Source organism: Streptomyces chattanoogensis, from assembly GCF_001294335.1.
Lineage (GTDB): Bacteria > Actinomycetota > Actinomycetes > Streptomycetales > Streptomycetaceae > Streptomyces > Streptomyces chattanoogensis.
The window spans coordinates 96,701-111,381 of the sequence record NZ_LGKG01000196.1 but is presented as its reverse complement, the minus strand read 5'-3'; the positions used below and the strand labels follow the sequence as shown (position 1 = coordinate 111,381).

General features: G+C 73.8%; 12 protein-coding genes. 1 reads left to right on the top strand and 11 read right to left on the bottom strand.

Going from position 1 to position 14,681, the window contains the following annotated elements; translation table 11 throughout:
• Positions 1 to 161: 161 nt before the first annotated feature.
• The 11 genes from ADL29_RS36970 to pgfA form a co-directional block, all read right to left on the bottom strand.
• Positions 162 to 1,190 carry a rod shape-determining protein gene (locus ADL29_RS36970; RefSeq protein ID WP_053927873.1) on the bottom strand — a complete coding sequence of 343 codons (1,029 nt, stop codon included), beginning with the start codon at positions 1,188 to 1,190 and terminating at the stop codon, positions 162 to 164.
• A 204-nt stretch (positions 1,191 to 1,394) separates the two neighbouring features.
• A complete protein-coding gene (locus ADL29_RS36965) occupies positions 1,395 to 2,012 on the bottom strand; it encodes a hypothetical protein (RefSeq protein WP_053927872.1) in 618 nt (205 codons plus the stop codon).
• Positions 1,996 to 2,865 (bottom strand): FkbM family methyltransferase, encoded by an 870-nt coding sequence (locus tag ADL29_RS36960; protein ID WP_078971567.1) that lies wholly within the window; start codon positions 2,863 to 2,865, stop codon positions 1,996 to 1,998. Before ADL29_RS36960 ends, ADL29_RS36965 begins: the two co-directional genes overlap by 17 nt.
• On the bottom strand, positions 2,862 to 3,113 hold the full coding sequence (locus ADL29_RS36955) for a Trm112 family protein (RefSeq protein WP_053927871.1): 252 nt from the start codon (positions 3,111 to 3,113) through the stop codon (positions 2,862 to 2,864). The genes ADL29_RS36960 and ADL29_RS36955 overlap by 4 nt, the downstream gene beginning before the upstream one ends.
• A complete protein-coding gene (locus ADL29_RS36950) occupies positions 3,100 to 4,170 on the bottom strand; it encodes a DMT family transporter (RefSeq protein WP_211274464.1) in 1,071 nt (356 codons plus the stop codon). The genes ADL29_RS36955 and ADL29_RS36950 overlap by 14 nt, the downstream gene beginning before the upstream one ends.
• A gap of 139 nt (positions 4,171 to 4,309) precedes the next feature.
• Positions 4,310 to 5,128 carry a class I SAM-dependent methyltransferase gene (locus ADL29_RS36945; RefSeq protein WP_053927870.1) on the bottom strand — a complete coding sequence of 273 codons (819 nt, stop codon included), beginning with the start codon at positions 5,126 to 5,128 and terminating at the stop codon, positions 4,310 to 4,312.
• Positions 5,125 to 6,591 (bottom strand): condensation protein, encoded by a 1,467-nt coding sequence (locus ADL29_RS36940; protein ID WP_053927869.1) that lies wholly within the window; start codon positions 6,589 to 6,591, stop codon positions 5,125 to 5,127. Before ADL29_RS36940 ends, ADL29_RS36945 begins: the two co-directional genes overlap by 4 nt.
• Positions 6,588 to 11,009 (bottom strand): alpha-(1->3)-arabinofuranosyltransferase domain-containing protein, encoded by a 4,422-nt coding sequence (locus tag ADL29_RS36935; protein ID WP_053927868.1) that lies wholly within the window; start codon positions 11,007 to 11,009, stop codon positions 6,588 to 6,590. Before ADL29_RS36935 ends, ADL29_RS36940 begins: the two co-directional genes overlap by 4 nt.
• On the bottom strand, positions 11,006 to 11,731 hold the full coding sequence (locus ADL29_RS36930; protein ID WP_046928172.1) for a class I SAM-dependent methyltransferase: 726 nt from the start codon (positions 11,729 to 11,731) through the stop codon (positions 11,006 to 11,008). The genes ADL29_RS36935 and ADL29_RS36930 overlap by 4 nt, the downstream gene beginning before the upstream one ends.
• Positions 11,732 to 11,738: 7 nt before the next feature.
• Positions 11,739 to 12,959 (bottom strand): glycosyltransferase family 4 protein, encoded by a 1,221-nt coding sequence (locus ADL29_RS36925; RefSeq protein WP_053927867.1) that lies wholly within the window; start codon positions 12,957 to 12,959, stop codon positions 11,739 to 11,741.
• Positions 12,960 to 13,201: 242 nt separating this feature from the next.
• Positions 13,202 to 14,191, bottom strand: a complete 990-nt coding sequence (pgfA, locus tag ADL29_RS36920; protein WP_053927866.1) for a cell envelope lipid trafficking protein PgfA — start codon at positions 14,189 to 14,191, stop codon at positions 13,202 to 13,204.
• 330 nt (positions 14,192 to 14,521) lie between these two features.
• Here pgfA and ADL29_RS44335 point away from each other — a divergent pair, with 330 nt between their 5' ends.
• Positions 14,522 to 14,668: a hypothetical protein gene (locus tag ADL29_RS44335; protein WP_169795288.1), complete on the top strand. Its 147-nt coding sequence runs from the start codon at positions 14,522 to 14,524 to the stop codon at positions 14,666 to 14,668.
• Positions 14,669 to 14,681 lie beyond the last annotated feature (13 nt).

The following is a 14,681-nucleotide window of genomic DNA, read 5'->3' as shown; positions in this document are numbered from 1 at the left end:
CCGGTGAGTCCGGTGCGAAGCCGGAGAGCGTGGGGCCGCAGTGCGCAGACGCCCGAGGTCTGCGCCGAGGGGCGGCGGGGCTCAGAGCGGCGGCCGGTCTTCCGTGTCGGGGCGGCGGCCGCTCGTACAGGGCCGCCGGCCGGCACCGTGCCCGGCGGCTCTCACGAACCCAGGGGATCGAGATGCAGGGGCTCGACCTTGCCCTCGATCAGGGCGCCCAGACCGTGGACGGCGCAGGTGCCGGGACGGTCCGCGATATGCACCGGCATGCTGGTGGCCTGCTGGAGCATCTGCTCCAGACCGGGCGTCAGGGCACTGCCGCCCGCAAGTATGATGCCGCGCTCCCCGAGATCGGCCACCAGGTCCGGCGGGCAGTTGCGCAGCACCGAACCGATGCCGTCGACGATCGCCGTCAACGGGGTGGTGATGGCCTTCAGCACCCGCTCGGTGTCCACACGTACGGAACGCGCCAGTCCGCTGACCACATCACGGCCGTGCACCTCGGTCGAGGACGCCTGCGCAGCGTCGCCGGACAGCATCGTCTGCAGCGGACGGACGGCCTGATTCGGCACCAGCAGCTCATGGTGCAGCCGCATGTGCTGGATCACCGCATGGTCGATGGCGTTGCCGCCCACCGGAACGGTCTCGGCGGCCACGACCGACCCCACGGAGAGCACCGCGACCTGCGTGGTGCCCGCCCCGCACATCACGATCATGGTCGCTTCCGGCTGCTCCACCGGCAGGCCGCAGCCGACCGCCGCCGCGAGCAGCGTGTCGACCAGCTCCACCCGCCGGGCGCCCAGCCCGGTGAGCGTCTCCACGGCAGCCCGCTGCGCCAGCGGCTCGCTGCCGTACGGCATGCAGACCGCGGCGCGTATCGACGGCTTGCGCCGCCAGGTCCTGCGCAGCTTGTCGCCGACCAGGTTGCGCAGCAGCCGCTGGGCCATGTCGATGTCCACGACCGTGCCGCCGGAGACCGGATGGACGACGCGGATGTAGTCGGGCGTGCGGCCGTCCATCACCTCGGCCTGCGCGCCGACGGCCAGCAGCGCTCCCGTACGGACATTGACGGCGGCCACCGACGGCTCGTCGACGATCAGTCCCTGGTTCTTGACATACACCCTCGTACGGGCCGCGCCGAGGTCGACGGCAACGGAGCAGCGCCGCAGCTGGGCGAGGCTTATGGTCATGGCGGATTCCTCCCCTAGGGGCAGGCATGCCCGATAGGTCGGTGTGCCCTATGGGCCGGGGTGGCCTGGGGCCGGTGTGGGTGGAACGTGCGCAAAGTCATTCCTGGCCATCGTGTGGCGAGCGCCCGTCACCTGCCCGTTGGGGAGGTCCGGTTGGGGGACACGGTGGGCCGGGTGGCGGTGGGCCGGCCCCCGGGCCGCAGGTCAGTCCACCAGCCGCTGGAAGAGCCCCCAGGTGAACTCCGCAACCAGCGCATGCGGCGCCGCATGCGGATCGGGATCGGGAACCGTACAGGCCAGCGCCAAGCGAGTGGGGGCACTGCCCTCCATCGGACGGGCCGGAGGGAAGGCGCGGACGACCTCGTCGACCGTGCAGGACCAGGGGGTGAGGTCCGCGGCCGTACGCAGGGCCGGGGCGGCGGCGCCGGGGGCGCGCACGAGCCAGGCGTTCCAGACGGTGCCGCGGGCGGCGGTGAGGATCTCGAACCGCAGATCGGGCCAGAGAGGGACCGGCCAGGTCAGGGCCTCGCAGGTCAGATCGCCGAGGCGGCGGGCGGTGACGTTCTCGGGGGCGCCGAGCAGCGCGCGGTAGGGCTGGAGTCCGCCGGGCGCGCGCGGGGCGTGCATCCGCGCCTGCCAGCGGCGGTTGGCCTCGCGCAGATCGGCCCGGGAAACACCCAGCGTGCGCAGCGCGTCCTCGACGAGGCCGGGCTGGTGGTCGGCCATGCGGCGGAGCAGTACGAGCTGGAAGGCGACGGGTCCGGGCAGGCCGGAGGCGGTGGCGGGGCCGGCTGGAGGGTCATTGTCAGTGGCGGGGTTCATGATGGACATGGTCGTGGAGATCACGGCCGCGGGGGTCGTTGCCGCGGGGTTCATGGCGGCCGTGCACGGGCGGGGCGTGCGCCGGGGAGGGAGCGGGACCGGGGCGGATGCCGGCGGGGAGGAAGAGCACGGAATTGACGTAGCGGCGGTGCGGGGCGAGGGAGCGGCGCAGCAGGCCGTGTTCGGCGACATGGGAGGTGCGGGACTGATGAGCGGGCAGATCGAAATCGGCCAGTGGCGTCCAGCGGCCGTGCGGCAGGACCCAGCCGCGATACCCACGGGCTGCCGTCCAGTCCAGGACGGGCGCCAGCGGCTGGATGCGCGTCTCCAACTCGATGAACAGCGCCGGGAGTTCACGCTCGATGGTGCGCGCCGCGCCGCGCAGGACCGCCAGCTCACCGCCGTCCACATCGATCTTGATGAGGGTGACGGAGCCCAGCTCCAGCGAATCCAGGGTCAGACAGGGCACATCCAGGGCGGTGCCGTGCAGTTCACGCCGCACCAGCGAGGAGACCCCGCGGTCGCCGCGGCCGTCCGGCGGCAGCCAGAGCGTGGCGCAGCCGGTGCGGTCGGAGGCCGCGGCCGGCACCACCTCCACATGCGGCGGGGTGCCGGACGCGATCAGCCGGGCCAGACGGGGGACGGGCTCGATGGTCACCACCCGCTCCGCGCGCCGGGCCAGCCGCCGGGTCCAGGGCCCGAACCACCCGCCCACGTCCACGGCCGTACCGCCCGGCGGACAGAAGTCGGCCAGCCGCCCGAGCTCGGGCTCGAACCGCGGGTAGAGCCCGGCCGCCAGCGCCGCCACCAGCCGGCCGGGCAGCCACCGCCCCAGCCGCGCGGCAAGCGTCACGACCGCACCTCCGGGCCGGGTGCCGGCCCGCCGGCCCGGTCGGAGGTGAGCCGACGGAGGATCTGCTCATGCTCGGCGTCGGTGACCTGTTCCCCGGAGGAGGGGAGGAGCTGCGGAATGCCGTCGAGAATCGGATAGCGGCGGCGCAGCCGGGGGTTGTAGAGCACGTCGTCGGGGACGAGCAGCGACAGCGGGCCCTTGTCGAGCGGGCAGGCGAGGATCTTCAGCAGCGGGTCATCGGGCTTCATGGCTCAACTCCGTAATGGCGGTGGAGGGTTCACGGTCGGACGGTTGCGGATGATTCGGGCCCTGTTGCGGACGGACCGGGGCCTGCGATGTACGGACCGGGGCCTGTGGCGGGCAGTTCGGGGCCTGTGGCGGACGCCTCGGGCGCGGGGGCGCCGGGGTGTGGGGTGCCGGTGCGGGGGGCTCGTGGCGGGGCAGGGCCAGGAGGACGGCCAGGGCGACGGCCGTGCCCCCGAGCCGTAGCGCCAGCCGCAGGGGATCGGCCGGCAGCGGTTCGCCGAAGGCCACGGTGCCGCAGGCGACGGTGAAGACGCAGGTGATGGTGGAGCAGACGGGGACGATGACCGAGGCCCGGCAGCGTTGCAGCGCGGTCTGGGACAGCACCAGCCCGGTGGCTCCGGTGAACAGGAGCAGGTAGGGGTACGGCGAGCGGAAGAGCTGGGCGACGGTGGCCGGGATGTGGTCGGTGGTGAGCAGGCCGGAGACCCCCTTGATGGCCAGCGAGCTCACGCCGTAGAGGAGGCCGACGGCCACCCCGTAGGGGACGCCCGCGGTCGGCAGGCGATGGCGGCGTCGGGCGCGCCGTTCCGCCGAGCCGTACAGCAGCAGCCCCGCGGCCAGCGACGGCAGTGCGATCGCGAGCAGCGTCGCGGGCGGAGCGGTGCGGGCGATGGTCCGGGCATCGCTGCCCTGGAGGGACGCGACGACCATCACCAGCGCCACGAGGATCGCCACGATGCTCTGCCGCTCCCGGCTGCTGGTCCGCTCGCCCAGCACCGCCGAGGACAGAAGCAGCAGCAGGACCAGGCCCGAGACGAAGATGCCCTGGGCGGCGGCGATGGGCAGGGTGCGGTACACGGCGAGCTGGGCGGCGAAGCCGGCGGCCAGGGCGAGCGAGCCGCCGATCCACAGCGGGCTGCCGAGGAGGTGGCGGACGACCCGGGCGGGCTGTCGCGTGCTGAGGGCGGGCAGCGCGGACAGTGCACGTTTCTCCAGCACGAAACCGGTGCTGTACAGGACGTTGGCGAGCAGCGCGGACGCCACGCCCCACCAGAGCATCGCTTGCTCCCTTCTGTGCGGCTTCTGTGCGGGCCTTTCGTGTGTGCGGGCCTTTCGTGCGGGTGCGTTCGTGTCTTCCCCGGGCCTTGCCTTGCCTCCCTGCCTCCTTCCTCTTCACGGCAACGATTACGGAGCGTGATTAGTTCCCGGCCTTCTGTAGTGGGCCTTCTGTTGCGGGCCGGCTTCTTCGGCGGGCGTGGGTGAGGAGGATGGAGGACAGGGACGGGAGGTGGCAGGCGGCGCGGTCGAGGGGGCGCAGGGGGCGGGGTACGTCGTGGTAGGGGGCTCCGGCAAGGCGCAGGACGTCGAAGCCGGAGGCGGTGAGGAAGCTGCGGAGGGCGCGGGCGGTGTAGAGGCGCAGATGGCCGACGACCTGGGTGCCGGGGCGGCCGTGGATATGACGCAGGCTCACCTCCGAGAAGACGGGCTGGATTCCGGCGAGCAGCAGTCCCCGGTTGTACCAGGCGGCCAGGTTGGGGGTGGAGAGCATCAGGTGGCCGCCGGGGCGGAGCACGCGGTGCAGTTCGTCCAGGGCGGCGTCGGGGTCGACGAGATGCTCGATGACCTCGCTGAAGAGAACGGCATCGGCCGAGCCGGTCGCGAACGGCAGCCCGCCGTCGGTCAGTTCACCGCGGATGGCATAAGGGATACGGGTCCCGGCGCGGCGCAGGGCGTCCTGGGACCAGTCGACGCCCACCAGACGGTGCCCGGCCAGGACCTGTGCCGCGGTGGCGGCCGCGGTGCCGTCGCCGCAGCCGATGTCCAGGATCGTCGCGGCCGGCGCCCCGGTGCGTACGGGGCCGAGCGCGCGGGCCAGGAGCTGGGCCTGGCGCCGGCTGCGCGCGGTGCCGGAGGCGACGGGGACTGCGGGGTCCTCGTAGAAGTCCCGCAGTCCGGCAGGCGGCCGGGCCGCGGCGCTGGTGGGGGTGGGGGTGGGGGTGCGGGGCCGGGGCGTCATCGGACGTCTCCTTCGGAGGCGGCGAGGGAGCCGGCGAAAAGGGCACCGAGCCGGGTGCCGGCCGCGTCGTCCAGGAGGGCGTGCGACCAGCGCAGGGCGAGCTGGATGCGGCCGCCGACCGAGACGGTGGTCACGGTCAGCCCCCGCGGCATCCGGGCCGGGGCGGAGAACCACACCGCGGTCGGCCGCCCGGCGTCGCCGAAGTCGAGCGGATAGGGGATACGGCCGATGTTGGACAGGAGGGTGGTGGAGGTCCAGGGGGCGGCGGCGGTGCGGAGTGCACGGGTGACCGCGCCCCGTACCCCGACGGGCAGCAGAGGGGCGGTCAACAGCCGTCCGGTCAGGCCGAGTTGATGGCCATGGGTGGACTTGAGGGCGCGGGTGCGGTCGGCCGTACGGCGCAGCAGCAGGGCGACCGCTCCGGGGTCGGGCGGGTCGGCCGCGAGCAGTTCGGCGTCCCGGCGCTCCTCCGGGCCGAAGCCCACCGTGACCAGCCGGGTGCCGTTCCCGATGGGCATCTCGCTGCCGCGCGGCCGGTCGTCCACGGGCATGGTGATGACCACGGGGGTGGTGGGCCTGCCGTGCAGCCGGTTCCATCGGGCGACCGTGAGCGAAGTGGCGACGAGAAGCTGGTCGTTGACGGTGTACGGCGCCTGGCCGTCGATCCGGGCGGGTCTGGCCGGGACGGGCAGTTCAGTGATCAGCATGCCGTTGGTGCGCAGCGGTATGCCGTGGGCAGGCCCGTCGGCAGGCGTCGGCGTGGCGTTGTCGGGGGCGATCCGGGCCGGGCGGGTGAGGCGGTGCCCGGTGGCCGGGGCGTTGCTGTCGGGGCGGGCGGCGGCAGCGGGGCGGCCGGACTGGTGCGTACGGGGCCCGATGGCGCGTACGGGCGGCGGGGCGGGGGAGTTGTCGGCGCCGCCGTACAGCTCGGCGGCGGTGGCCAGCACGCGGAGGCAGGCCGGGCCGTCCAGCGCGGTGTGGTTGAGGGTGAGGAGCAGCACGGTGCCGCTGGCCGCGTCCGGGCCGTGCTCGATCACCTCGAGACGGACCGGGGGCGAGGCGTCCAGGGGCGGGCAGTCGGTGAGGGCGCGCTCCCGGGCGCGTACGAGGGCGTCGGGGCCCGGGGGCGGGAAGACGACCGGGTCCGCGTCCGGGGCGGCGGTGAGCTGCCATTCGTAGCGGCGCCGCCACCAGTGGGCCGGGGCCTGGCGCATCAGGATGCGGGGGTGGCGGAGGAGCGCCTGGTGGAACGCGGTGCGCAGGCGGTCGTGGTTGGTCCGGCCCGGGAGGTGCACCTCGATATGGACGGTCTCCGGTTCGTCGTCCTGGAGGCAGTGCCGGGAGATTTCGTCGACGACGGGAAAGGGGACCCGGGTGAGGGTGGGCCGGCGGGCCGGGGCACCGGTGGGGGCGGTGTCCCGGCCGTCCGGCTCCTGCCGGGGTGGCTGGTGCAGTGCGGTCATCGGTCGGTTTCCTCCCCGTTGCGCGGCGGCCCGGCGGGCCGCCGCCGGTCGGCCCAGTGGGGGCCGCCGCCCGGTGCCCGCCCCCTGGCCTGGATGGGTCGCCCGACGGGCCCGGACGGTCCGTCGGGCCCGGGCCGTGCCGGGTCCCGGTCGCGCCGGGGGAGCGGGGGCAGGGCCGTCGGGGCCGGTGGGGCATACGGGGCGTCCCCGGGACCGGGATCCGCACCGGCGGCCGCGTCCGTCCGGGACACCCCCGGCACCGTCACCACCGCCGCCGCCAGCGCCACCAGCGCCAACCCCTGCGCAACGGCACTGAACGCCCCCCGGTCCGCGGCGACCGGCTCACCCGCCCCGACGGCCGCCGTGAGGCCGGCGCCCGCCATGGCCGCGAACGCGACCGGGGCCAGCAGCCGCTGCCGGAACCGCGCCACCACCGCCAGCAACGGCACCACCACCGCGAACGGCCCGGAAGCCATGGCCACCACCGCGGTGAGCGCCACCACGCCCAGCACCCACGACGGCGCGGGCGGCGCCACCGGGGCGGGCGGCGGGGTGCGCGGGGTGCGCCGCACCAGAGCCGAGGCGATGAGCAGCAGCACGCCCGCCGCTCCGCCGATCAGCCCCAGGTCGTAGACGGCCGCCGGGGCGTAGGACAGTTCGACGGTGCCGCCCGCGCCGGCCGGGACGAGGAAGCCCTGCTGCCAGCCGTCCAGCCGCACCGGGGTCAGCGCCCGCCCGTCGAGGGTGGCCTGCCAGCCGTCGTTGGCGTTCTCGTACATCTGCAGATAGACGGCCCGGCCGCGGCCGACGGAGACCGTACGGTGGTCCCCCGCCCAGTCCCTGACAGTTGTCCTGCGAGGGGACGCAGCCCGGTCGGGGGCCGTTGTGTGCCCCCTGCTCAGCGTCACGTCCGTCAGGGCCAGCGGGCCCTGGTCGCCCGCCTCGACCCGGTGCCGCCCCGACGGCAGCTCCAGCCGCCCGTCGCGCTGCTCCCCGGCGCACAACTGCACGGTGACCGGGCGCCGTTCGGTGAGGTCACGCAGGTCTCCCGAGGCCTTGGTGGCGTGCAGCACGCCGTCGACCGCGAGCATCGGGCCCTGGCCGCAGCCGAGCGAGAAGCGCTTTCCGGCGGGGGGCCGCGGGGTGCGGTATGCATCGAGCGCGGGGAGGTAGACCTCGCTGAGCCCGACCGGCAGTTGCAGGGCCTGTCCCGCGACCGGGTTGTGCAGGGTCAGCGGTTTGACCTTGCTGATGGTGATGTCGAGGCGGTCGGTGGTGATCGGGTCGAAGCGGGCCTGGCCGTTCTCGTCGACGCCGGCGGTGGCCGCCCCGTCCGGCGAGTTGACCAGGATCTGTTCGGGCCGGGTGGAGATGCCGCCGGCCGCGGCCAGCACGATCTGGTCGATCTTCTTCTTGCCCGGCCAGCGGAGGTGCAGGGTGGGCCGGTCGCCCGCGATCCAGGCGGTGGTCAGATCGCCGTCGACGAGATTGCGCGGGCTGAGCGACTGGCCGAAGCCGAAGCTGGTGGAGTCGGCGGTGGCGGTGATCCGGTCCTTCTGTTCGGGGGCGATCCGGTCCAGCAGCCGGTCGAGTTCGGTGCCGGGGACGGCCAGCGCCGTGCCGGAAACGGTGTAGGACGCGCCGGCGTCCGTACGGAACTGGCGGTGCAGGCCGACCTCGGCGGAGACCGGGGAGAGGCCGCCCGGGTCGCTGCCCCGGTGCAGGGAGAAGGTCTCGGCGGGCGCGCCGGTCCTGCTCCCCTGACCGGAACTCGGCGTGCCGTTGCGGGAACTCTGCGCATCCGCCGGGAGTTGAAGAAGACGAGTGACCTGGACGCCGGGTACGGAGATCTCGCGGAAGCCCGCACCGGAGAGCCCCGCCCGCGGTGTCTGGGAGCCGAGGATGGTGAGCTTCAGCCAAGTCGTCGTCCCGGCCGGTGCCTTGACCTGCTGTTGCGTGCCGTCCGGCCGCAGCGGGCTCTCGGCGCTGCCGCGGTCGGTCTGTATCCGTACGGACGTCGGGGCGGCCCGGAGACCGTCGCCGGGCAGCGGGGTCAGGGAGAGCGAGGACGGAAGGGAGACGGGCTTGGTGAAGGCGATACGTATCCACTGACCTACGGGGTCGCCCGCGCTGCCCTCCGCCCAGGCGGTGTCCGGGTTGCCGTCGAAGGCGTTCACGGGGTCGTACTGGGGGAGGTGGAAGAGCCAGTTGCCGCTGGTGGAGGCGGTGACCGAGGAGGCGCCGCGGAGCACGGCCGTGGTCTGGTGCTCGATGCCGGAGGCCGGCAGGATCTGCCGGGGCGGCCGGCCGGGGTCCTGGACGCTGTCGGGGTGGTTGGTCTCCCCGGCCGTGTACGTATACGACGTATTGCTGTTGACCAGGCCGAAGCGGGTGTCGGCGCGGCGCAGGCCGTCGGCGGTCAGCTGGAGCGGCACGGTGCCCAGGCCCGGGTGGTGGTCACCGGTCAGCACGGTGGGCCGGTTGCGCAGCGTGGGGTCGGCGGACAGCTGGAGCAGGGCTTCGGGGCCGCCGCTGAGCTGTGCGGTGTCGGCGACGGGCTTGGCGGTGACCGGGCCGGGCTCCGGGGTGTTTGCCGGCCGGTAGATCTCGACCGAGCGCTGGCGCGGATAGAGGCCCTGGATCTGCAGCGGCGCCCCGGCGGGGATCCGGCCGCTGGTGGTGAGCGGTCCGAAGGCGGCGGCCTTGCGGTAGCCGGAGGCCTCCAGGGTGCGTTTGACGGTCCCCGGCGGGACGTACCCGATCTGGTCCGGGTCGAGATCGTTGCGTACGACGACGTCATGGATGCCCGCCCGGCCCAGGTAGTCGCGCAGGCCGGGGACTTCGGCGCCGGTCATCAGGGCCTGTTCGACGGCGTCCAGGGTGCGGCGGGCGCCGGGGGTGCCGAAGGGGACGAAGTCGCGCTGCGCCCAGGGGGATGCGGCGAGGACGTCGAGGGGTTCGTCGATGGGGGAGCCCCAGGTGTAGATGCCATGGGCGGTGGCGGGGACGACCAGGGCGCGGCTGTGGGGGCTGTGGGCCCTGAGCCAGCCCGCGGTGCGTTCCCAGTGGCCGGGCAGCTTGGTGAAGGCGCCGGGCTGGAGGACGGTGCCGGTCAGGAAGGGGAGGGCGAGGGCGGGGAGGAGCAGTACGGCGGTCAGGAGGGGGAGCCGGCGGCGGGAGGGGATTCGGCGGGTGCCGCGTCCTTCGGTGACGACCGTGAGGAGGTGTGCCAGCCCGAGGGTGAGCGCCAGGGCCAGACCGGGGGTGAATTTGTAGATGTTGCGGAACGGGCGCAGCCAGCCGTTCAGCCAGTCCTGCCACAGCCCGTGGGCGGGGCCGCCCAGGGCGCCGCCGTATCCGGCCAGCGCGATCAGCGCGACGGCGAGCACGGTCAGCAGCAGCCAGCGGCGTTCGGGCAGATCGCGGCGGGCGAGACCGGCCAGCCCCAGAGCGGCGGCCAGGGCCGAGCCCAGCACCGCGAACCAGTTGGCCGTCATGGTCCAGCCGGCCGGCAGCCAGGGTTTGCCGAAGTTGAGGTAGCCGACCCAGTTGCCGGCGCCGCGCAGCAGCTCGGTGGCGGACATGGTGCCGGTGGTGGTGTCCGCCTGCTCGATGAACGGCATGAAGTTCTCGCCGTGGATGCCCAGGAGGAGGAGCGGGACCACCCACCAGGCGGTGGCCAGGACGACGCCCGGCAGCCACCAGGCGAGGAGCTTGCGGCGGCGTGGCCCGGTACGGGAGAGCAGGTAGAGGCCGGCGGGTAACAGCGAGGCCAGCGTCGAGGCCGCGTTGACGCCGCCCATGAAGGGGATCAGCAGCGCCGAGCGGGTGGCCGCGATACGGGCGCTGAGCTGCGGGTTCGTCAGGGGCAGCAGGACCCAGGGGAGCAGTGCGCCGGGGAGCGCGGCGGCGGAGGTGGAGCCGATGACGATGGTGAAGGTGGGCCACAGGGCGTAACAGGCGGCGGCGAGCAGCCGGGTGGGCGGGGTGCCGAAGCGCAGCCGTTCGGCCAGCCGCAGCGCGCCCCAGAAGGCGGCCGTGACGATCAGCGACATCCACAGCCGTTCGGCCAGCCAGACGGGGAGATGCACCAGATGCGTCACGCCGTAGTACGGGAGGGCGGGGAAGGCGTAGCCGAAGTACTGGTCGGCGATACCGCCGAAGCCCGCCCGGTCGTGCCACAGCTGGGCCAGGTCGCCGAGGAACTTCCAGGGGTCGGTGGTGACCCCCAGCTTGGTCTCGAACGTCATCTTGCCCGGTGCGGGAGCGAGGAACCCGGCCAGGGTGACCGCCCAGAAGGCGAACAGCCAGCGCATGCGGCGGGGTTCGCCCGGTGGCGGGCCGGCCGGGGACGGCGTCGGTGTGCCGCCGGTGCCGGGCGATCCGGGGGACGGGGAGAGCCGCAGGGTCTGGGTCATGGCAACCGCCGGAGGATGAGGAGAAGGTTCCAGGTGGCGACTTCACGGACCCCCGGGAGGCGGGGGATGGTCTCGGCGAGGAACGGCGCATAGCGGGAACGGGCCGTCAGGACGGCGACATCGTCGCGGGCACGTACCTGGCGCAGGGTGCGTCCGATGTGGAGGGCGAAGAGGTTCTCGCCCAGGGTGTGCTTGGCGGGCCGGCCGGTGCGCCGCCGGTAGCGGGCGCGGGCCCGTTCGGCGCCCAGGTAGTGCCAGGGCGCCGTCTCGTGGCCGCCCCAGGGGGACAGCCAGTTGGTGAAGGAGACATAGATCAGGCCGTCGGGGCGGGTGACCCGGATCATCTCGCTCAGAAACGTCCCCGGGTCGGCGACATGCTCCAGGACGTTGGAGGAGAAGCAGATGTCGGCGGCGCCGTCGGCGAGCGGCAGCAGATAGCCGTCGGCGACCACCGCACCGTCGGGCACCCGTCCGCGCGCGTGCAGCTCCGCCGTGTCGGGCTCGAAGAGCAGGCCCGTGGCGCCGCGCCGCCGGAACTCCTCGGTGAAGTGACCGCTGCCGCCGCCGACATCGGCGACCACCGCGCCCTTCAGCGGGGCATGGCGCTCCACCTGGTCGGCGGCGTCCCGGGCGAGCAGCGTGTAACAGTGTTCCGGTTCGCTCTGCTCCCGCAGGAAGGCGCGGAAGAGCGTGTAGGACCTGCGCAGCGAAGGGTCGCGCACGGGGGCCTCACCGCCCGGGGAGAGCGGTGAGGAACGCCTCCGCGGCGACCGCCCGGAAGTCGGCGACCGTATGGCTCCACCGGAAGCGGGCGGCGCGTTGTTCCGCCGCGAGTCCCAGGGCGTCCCGGCGGCGGGCGCTGAGCGCGAGGGTGCACCAGTGCGCGGCGAACGCGCTCTCACCGCGGGCCAGCAGCCCGGTGACACCGTCCTCGACGGAGTCCCGTAGCCCCGGGATGTCGAAGCCGACCGTGGGCGTACGGCGCGCGGCGGCCTCCATGACCACCAGCCCCCAGCCCTCCACCACCGAGGGGTGCAGCAACAGCCAGGCGGAGCAGAGGAGTTGATGCTTGCGCTGTTCGGAGATCCGGCCGGTGAAGGTGACGCCCGGACCGGCCGCCGCGGCCAGCCGCGCCCGCTCCGGGCCGTCGCCGACGATGACCAGGCGTCCGCCGGTCACCGGGCGGACCCGCTCCCACAGGCGCAGCAGCAGATCGATCCGCTTGTATTCGACGAGCCGGCCCATGGCCAGGAAGAGCGGTTCGGGGTCCTTGGGTGCGAGCGGTCCCGGCTCCTCGACGCCGTTGTGGACGAGGCGGATACGGTCCCGCTCCACCCCGAGCGCCCGCAGCGCGGACGCGGTCGAGCCGGAGACGGCGACCAGCAGGTTACGGCGGTGGGCCCCGGCCAGCGCCCAGTGCTCCAGCCTGCGGCCGAGCCGGGCGGCGGGTCCCGGATAGCGCATCCCCCACAGGTCCGTATGGACGTGGTTGACCAGGCACAGGGTCGGGCCGCGGTGCCACAGCGGCGCCAGATACGGCATCCCGTTGCACACCTCGACCAGCAGATCGCAGTCGCCGGCCCGGCGGGCCAGCCGACGGGGCGCGCGCAGGAAGTGACCGGCGTCGCCGCCCGCCGAGACGACCCGGTAGCTGCGTTCGACGGGGGTACCTCCCTGCTCGAGCGGAGCCGAGAGCTTGGGGGCGGGCCCGCCGCACAGCAGGGTGACCTCGTGGCCGTGCGCGGTGAGCCCGTCGGCGATCCTGTCCACCAGGAGCTCGGAGCCGCCGGCGGCGGGGTTGCCCAGGTCGCGGCGGGCGAGAAAGACGATACGGCGGGGGAGCGGGGGCGGCCCGGAGGGGGACGGGCCGAAGGGGGAGGGGGCGGAGGGGGTCCCGAGCGGCGGGGACGGCTGCACGGGTGGCGGGGACGGTTGTACGTGCTGGGGCATGGGCGCTCCAACTCGTCTCAGGGTGCGGTACCAGCGGTGGGGGACGTACTGCGTGCTGAGGAGTGCGAGGCGGTGCGGGGGCGGTGCACGTGCGGTGGTGCAGGTCCGGTGGTGCAAGTCCGGTGGTGCCGGTGCGGGTGGTGCCGGTGTGGGGTGGACAGTTTTCGCCGCGCCGTGCGCCAGGGCTACTCACCGGAGTGACAAAAACCCGGACCCATTGGGCTGACGGTTCATCACTTCGCTCAGGACCGGCCGCCCGGTCGCCTCCCCAGCACCACCAGCACCACCCCGATCAGCGCCAGCACCCCGCCCGCCGCCGCGGACCCCACCGGCAGCACCCCACTCACCAGCGCCAGCTTTTCGCTGTCGGCCTGCGCCAGCCGCACCTGCGCCCGCTGCGTCGCGGGCGTGAACCGCAGATGCTCACCGCGCAACAGGGTCACCGCATCGCGCCGGCCACCGGGGGCCCGCAGCGTCTTCAGCGGCGAGATCGCGGCGTCGATGATCCGGCCCGTACGGCGGTCGGCGACCAGCTCGATCCCGGAATTCGCATACCACTCCTCGGCCTGGATCTGCCCCTGCCGCGGCCGGCCGACGAGCCTGCCCGGCACCTGCCGGCTGCCCGTCCTGGCGGCCGGCACCGTCCCCGTGAAGCGATACCCCGTATACCCCTGGACCGTCTTCGTACCGGCGTAACGGAGCGGCACGGCGGCCCCCAGGGTGTTGTCCCACCAGCGGTAACTCCTCTTCTCCAGATCGAAGGGGAACTTGAGGTAGGCATCGCCGTCGAACCGGGCCGGGGCCTCCTCGCAGCAGTGCACCGGCGCATTGGTGCGCCGGTCGGTGACCCAGCGCTCGGTGGTCCACTGGAACGCCTTACGGGGATCCCGCAGCGCCAGCGTCTTCGGGGTGTCGACCGTCGTGGACACATCCCACACCGCCCGTCCGCTGCGCTCGCTCGCCGCGACATCGCCCAGCACATGCCGGGTGATGGTGATCTTCTGCCGTCGCACGGTCCGCAGCGCGTCGGTGTCGAAGTAGCTGCCGGTGCCGGTGAAGACGGTGGTGACATCGACATCGACCGGTGTGACCTTGGCCCGAGGGGCGACGTACCAGGCCAGCAGGGGCGCCAGGACCAGCAGAAAGACCCCGAGCCCCAGCAGGACCAGCGAGCGGGGCGAGGCGGTGGCAGAGGCGGTGGCGGGGGTGGCGGGATTTCCGGATTCGGGCATACGGGCACTCCTGGAAGCGGTGAAAGGAACACGCTCTGGTGCACGTGCGGCGGCGCCGGAGAGACCCTGGGCGCCATGGGCCGGGAACGTAAGCGAACCCTTGACAGTGCGTCAATGCCCTTCCACACTCGGCAGGCACCACGAACTGCCGTGGTGCCGCGCTGTGGGACGCGGCACCGAGCAGCCCGTTCCCCGCGGTCCGCCCGTCCTGGCCCGCCCGGCGCCCGACCCGTGCACCCGGTCCGTACGCCCCGGGCCGCGCCGGGTGCCGTACCTGCCCCGACGGGGACCGGCCAGGATCCCCGGCACCGACGAAGGGTTCGCCGCGCCATGCACCGGACGCTCGCCGCCGCACTGACCGCACTGGCCGCCGCCGCGCTCGCCGTCGGCGCCGCGCTGGGCATCGTCGCGGCCCTGGACGCCACCCCCGAGCAGCCCAATGTGCCGCTGGTGACCTTCGGCCGGACCGGCGAATAGGGGCCGGGTATGC

Bases quoted from the DNA above. Each gene is read 5' to 3' on its own strand.
- ADL29_RS36950 (WP_211274464.1), bottom strand. From the start codon at position 4,170: ATGCTCTGGTGGGGCGTGGCGTCCGCGCTGCTCGCCAACGTCCTGTAC.
- ADL29_RS36955 (WP_053927871.1), bottom strand. From the start codon at position 3,113: ATGAAGCCCGATGACCCGCTGCTGAAGATCCTCGCCTGCCCGCTCGAC.
- pgfA (WP_053927866.1), bottom strand. From the start codon at position 14,191: ATGCCCGAATCCGGAAATCCCGCCACCCCCGCCACCGCCTCTGCCACC.
- ADL29_RS36945 (WP_053927870.1), bottom strand. From the start codon at position 5,128: ATGACGCCCCGGCCCCGCACCCCCACCCCCACCCCCACCAGCGCCGCG.
- ADL29_RS36940 (WP_053927869.1), bottom strand. From the start codon at position 6,591: ATGACCGCACTGCACCAGCCACCCCGGCAGGAGCCGGACGGCCGGGAC.
- ADL29_RS44335 (WP_169795288.1), top strand. From the start codon at position 14,522: ATGCACCGGACGCTCGCCGCCGCACTGACCGCACTGGCCGCCGCCGCG.
- ADL29_RS36970 (WP_053927873.1), bottom strand. From the start codon at position 1,190: ATGACCATAAGCCTCGCCCAGCTGCGGCGCTGCTCCGTTGCCGTCGAC.
- ADL29_RS36965 (WP_053927872.1), bottom strand. From the start codon at position 2,012: ATGAACCCCGCCACTGACAATGACCCTCCAGCCGGCCCCGCCACCGCC.
- ADL29_RS36935 (WP_053927868.1), bottom strand. From the start codon at position 11,009: ATGACCCAGACCCTGCGGCTCTCCCCGTCCCCCGGATCGCCCGGCACC.
- ADL29_RS36925 (WP_053927867.1), bottom strand. From the start codon at position 12,959: ATGCCCCAGCACGTACAACCGTCCCCGCCACCCGTGCAGCCGTCCCCG.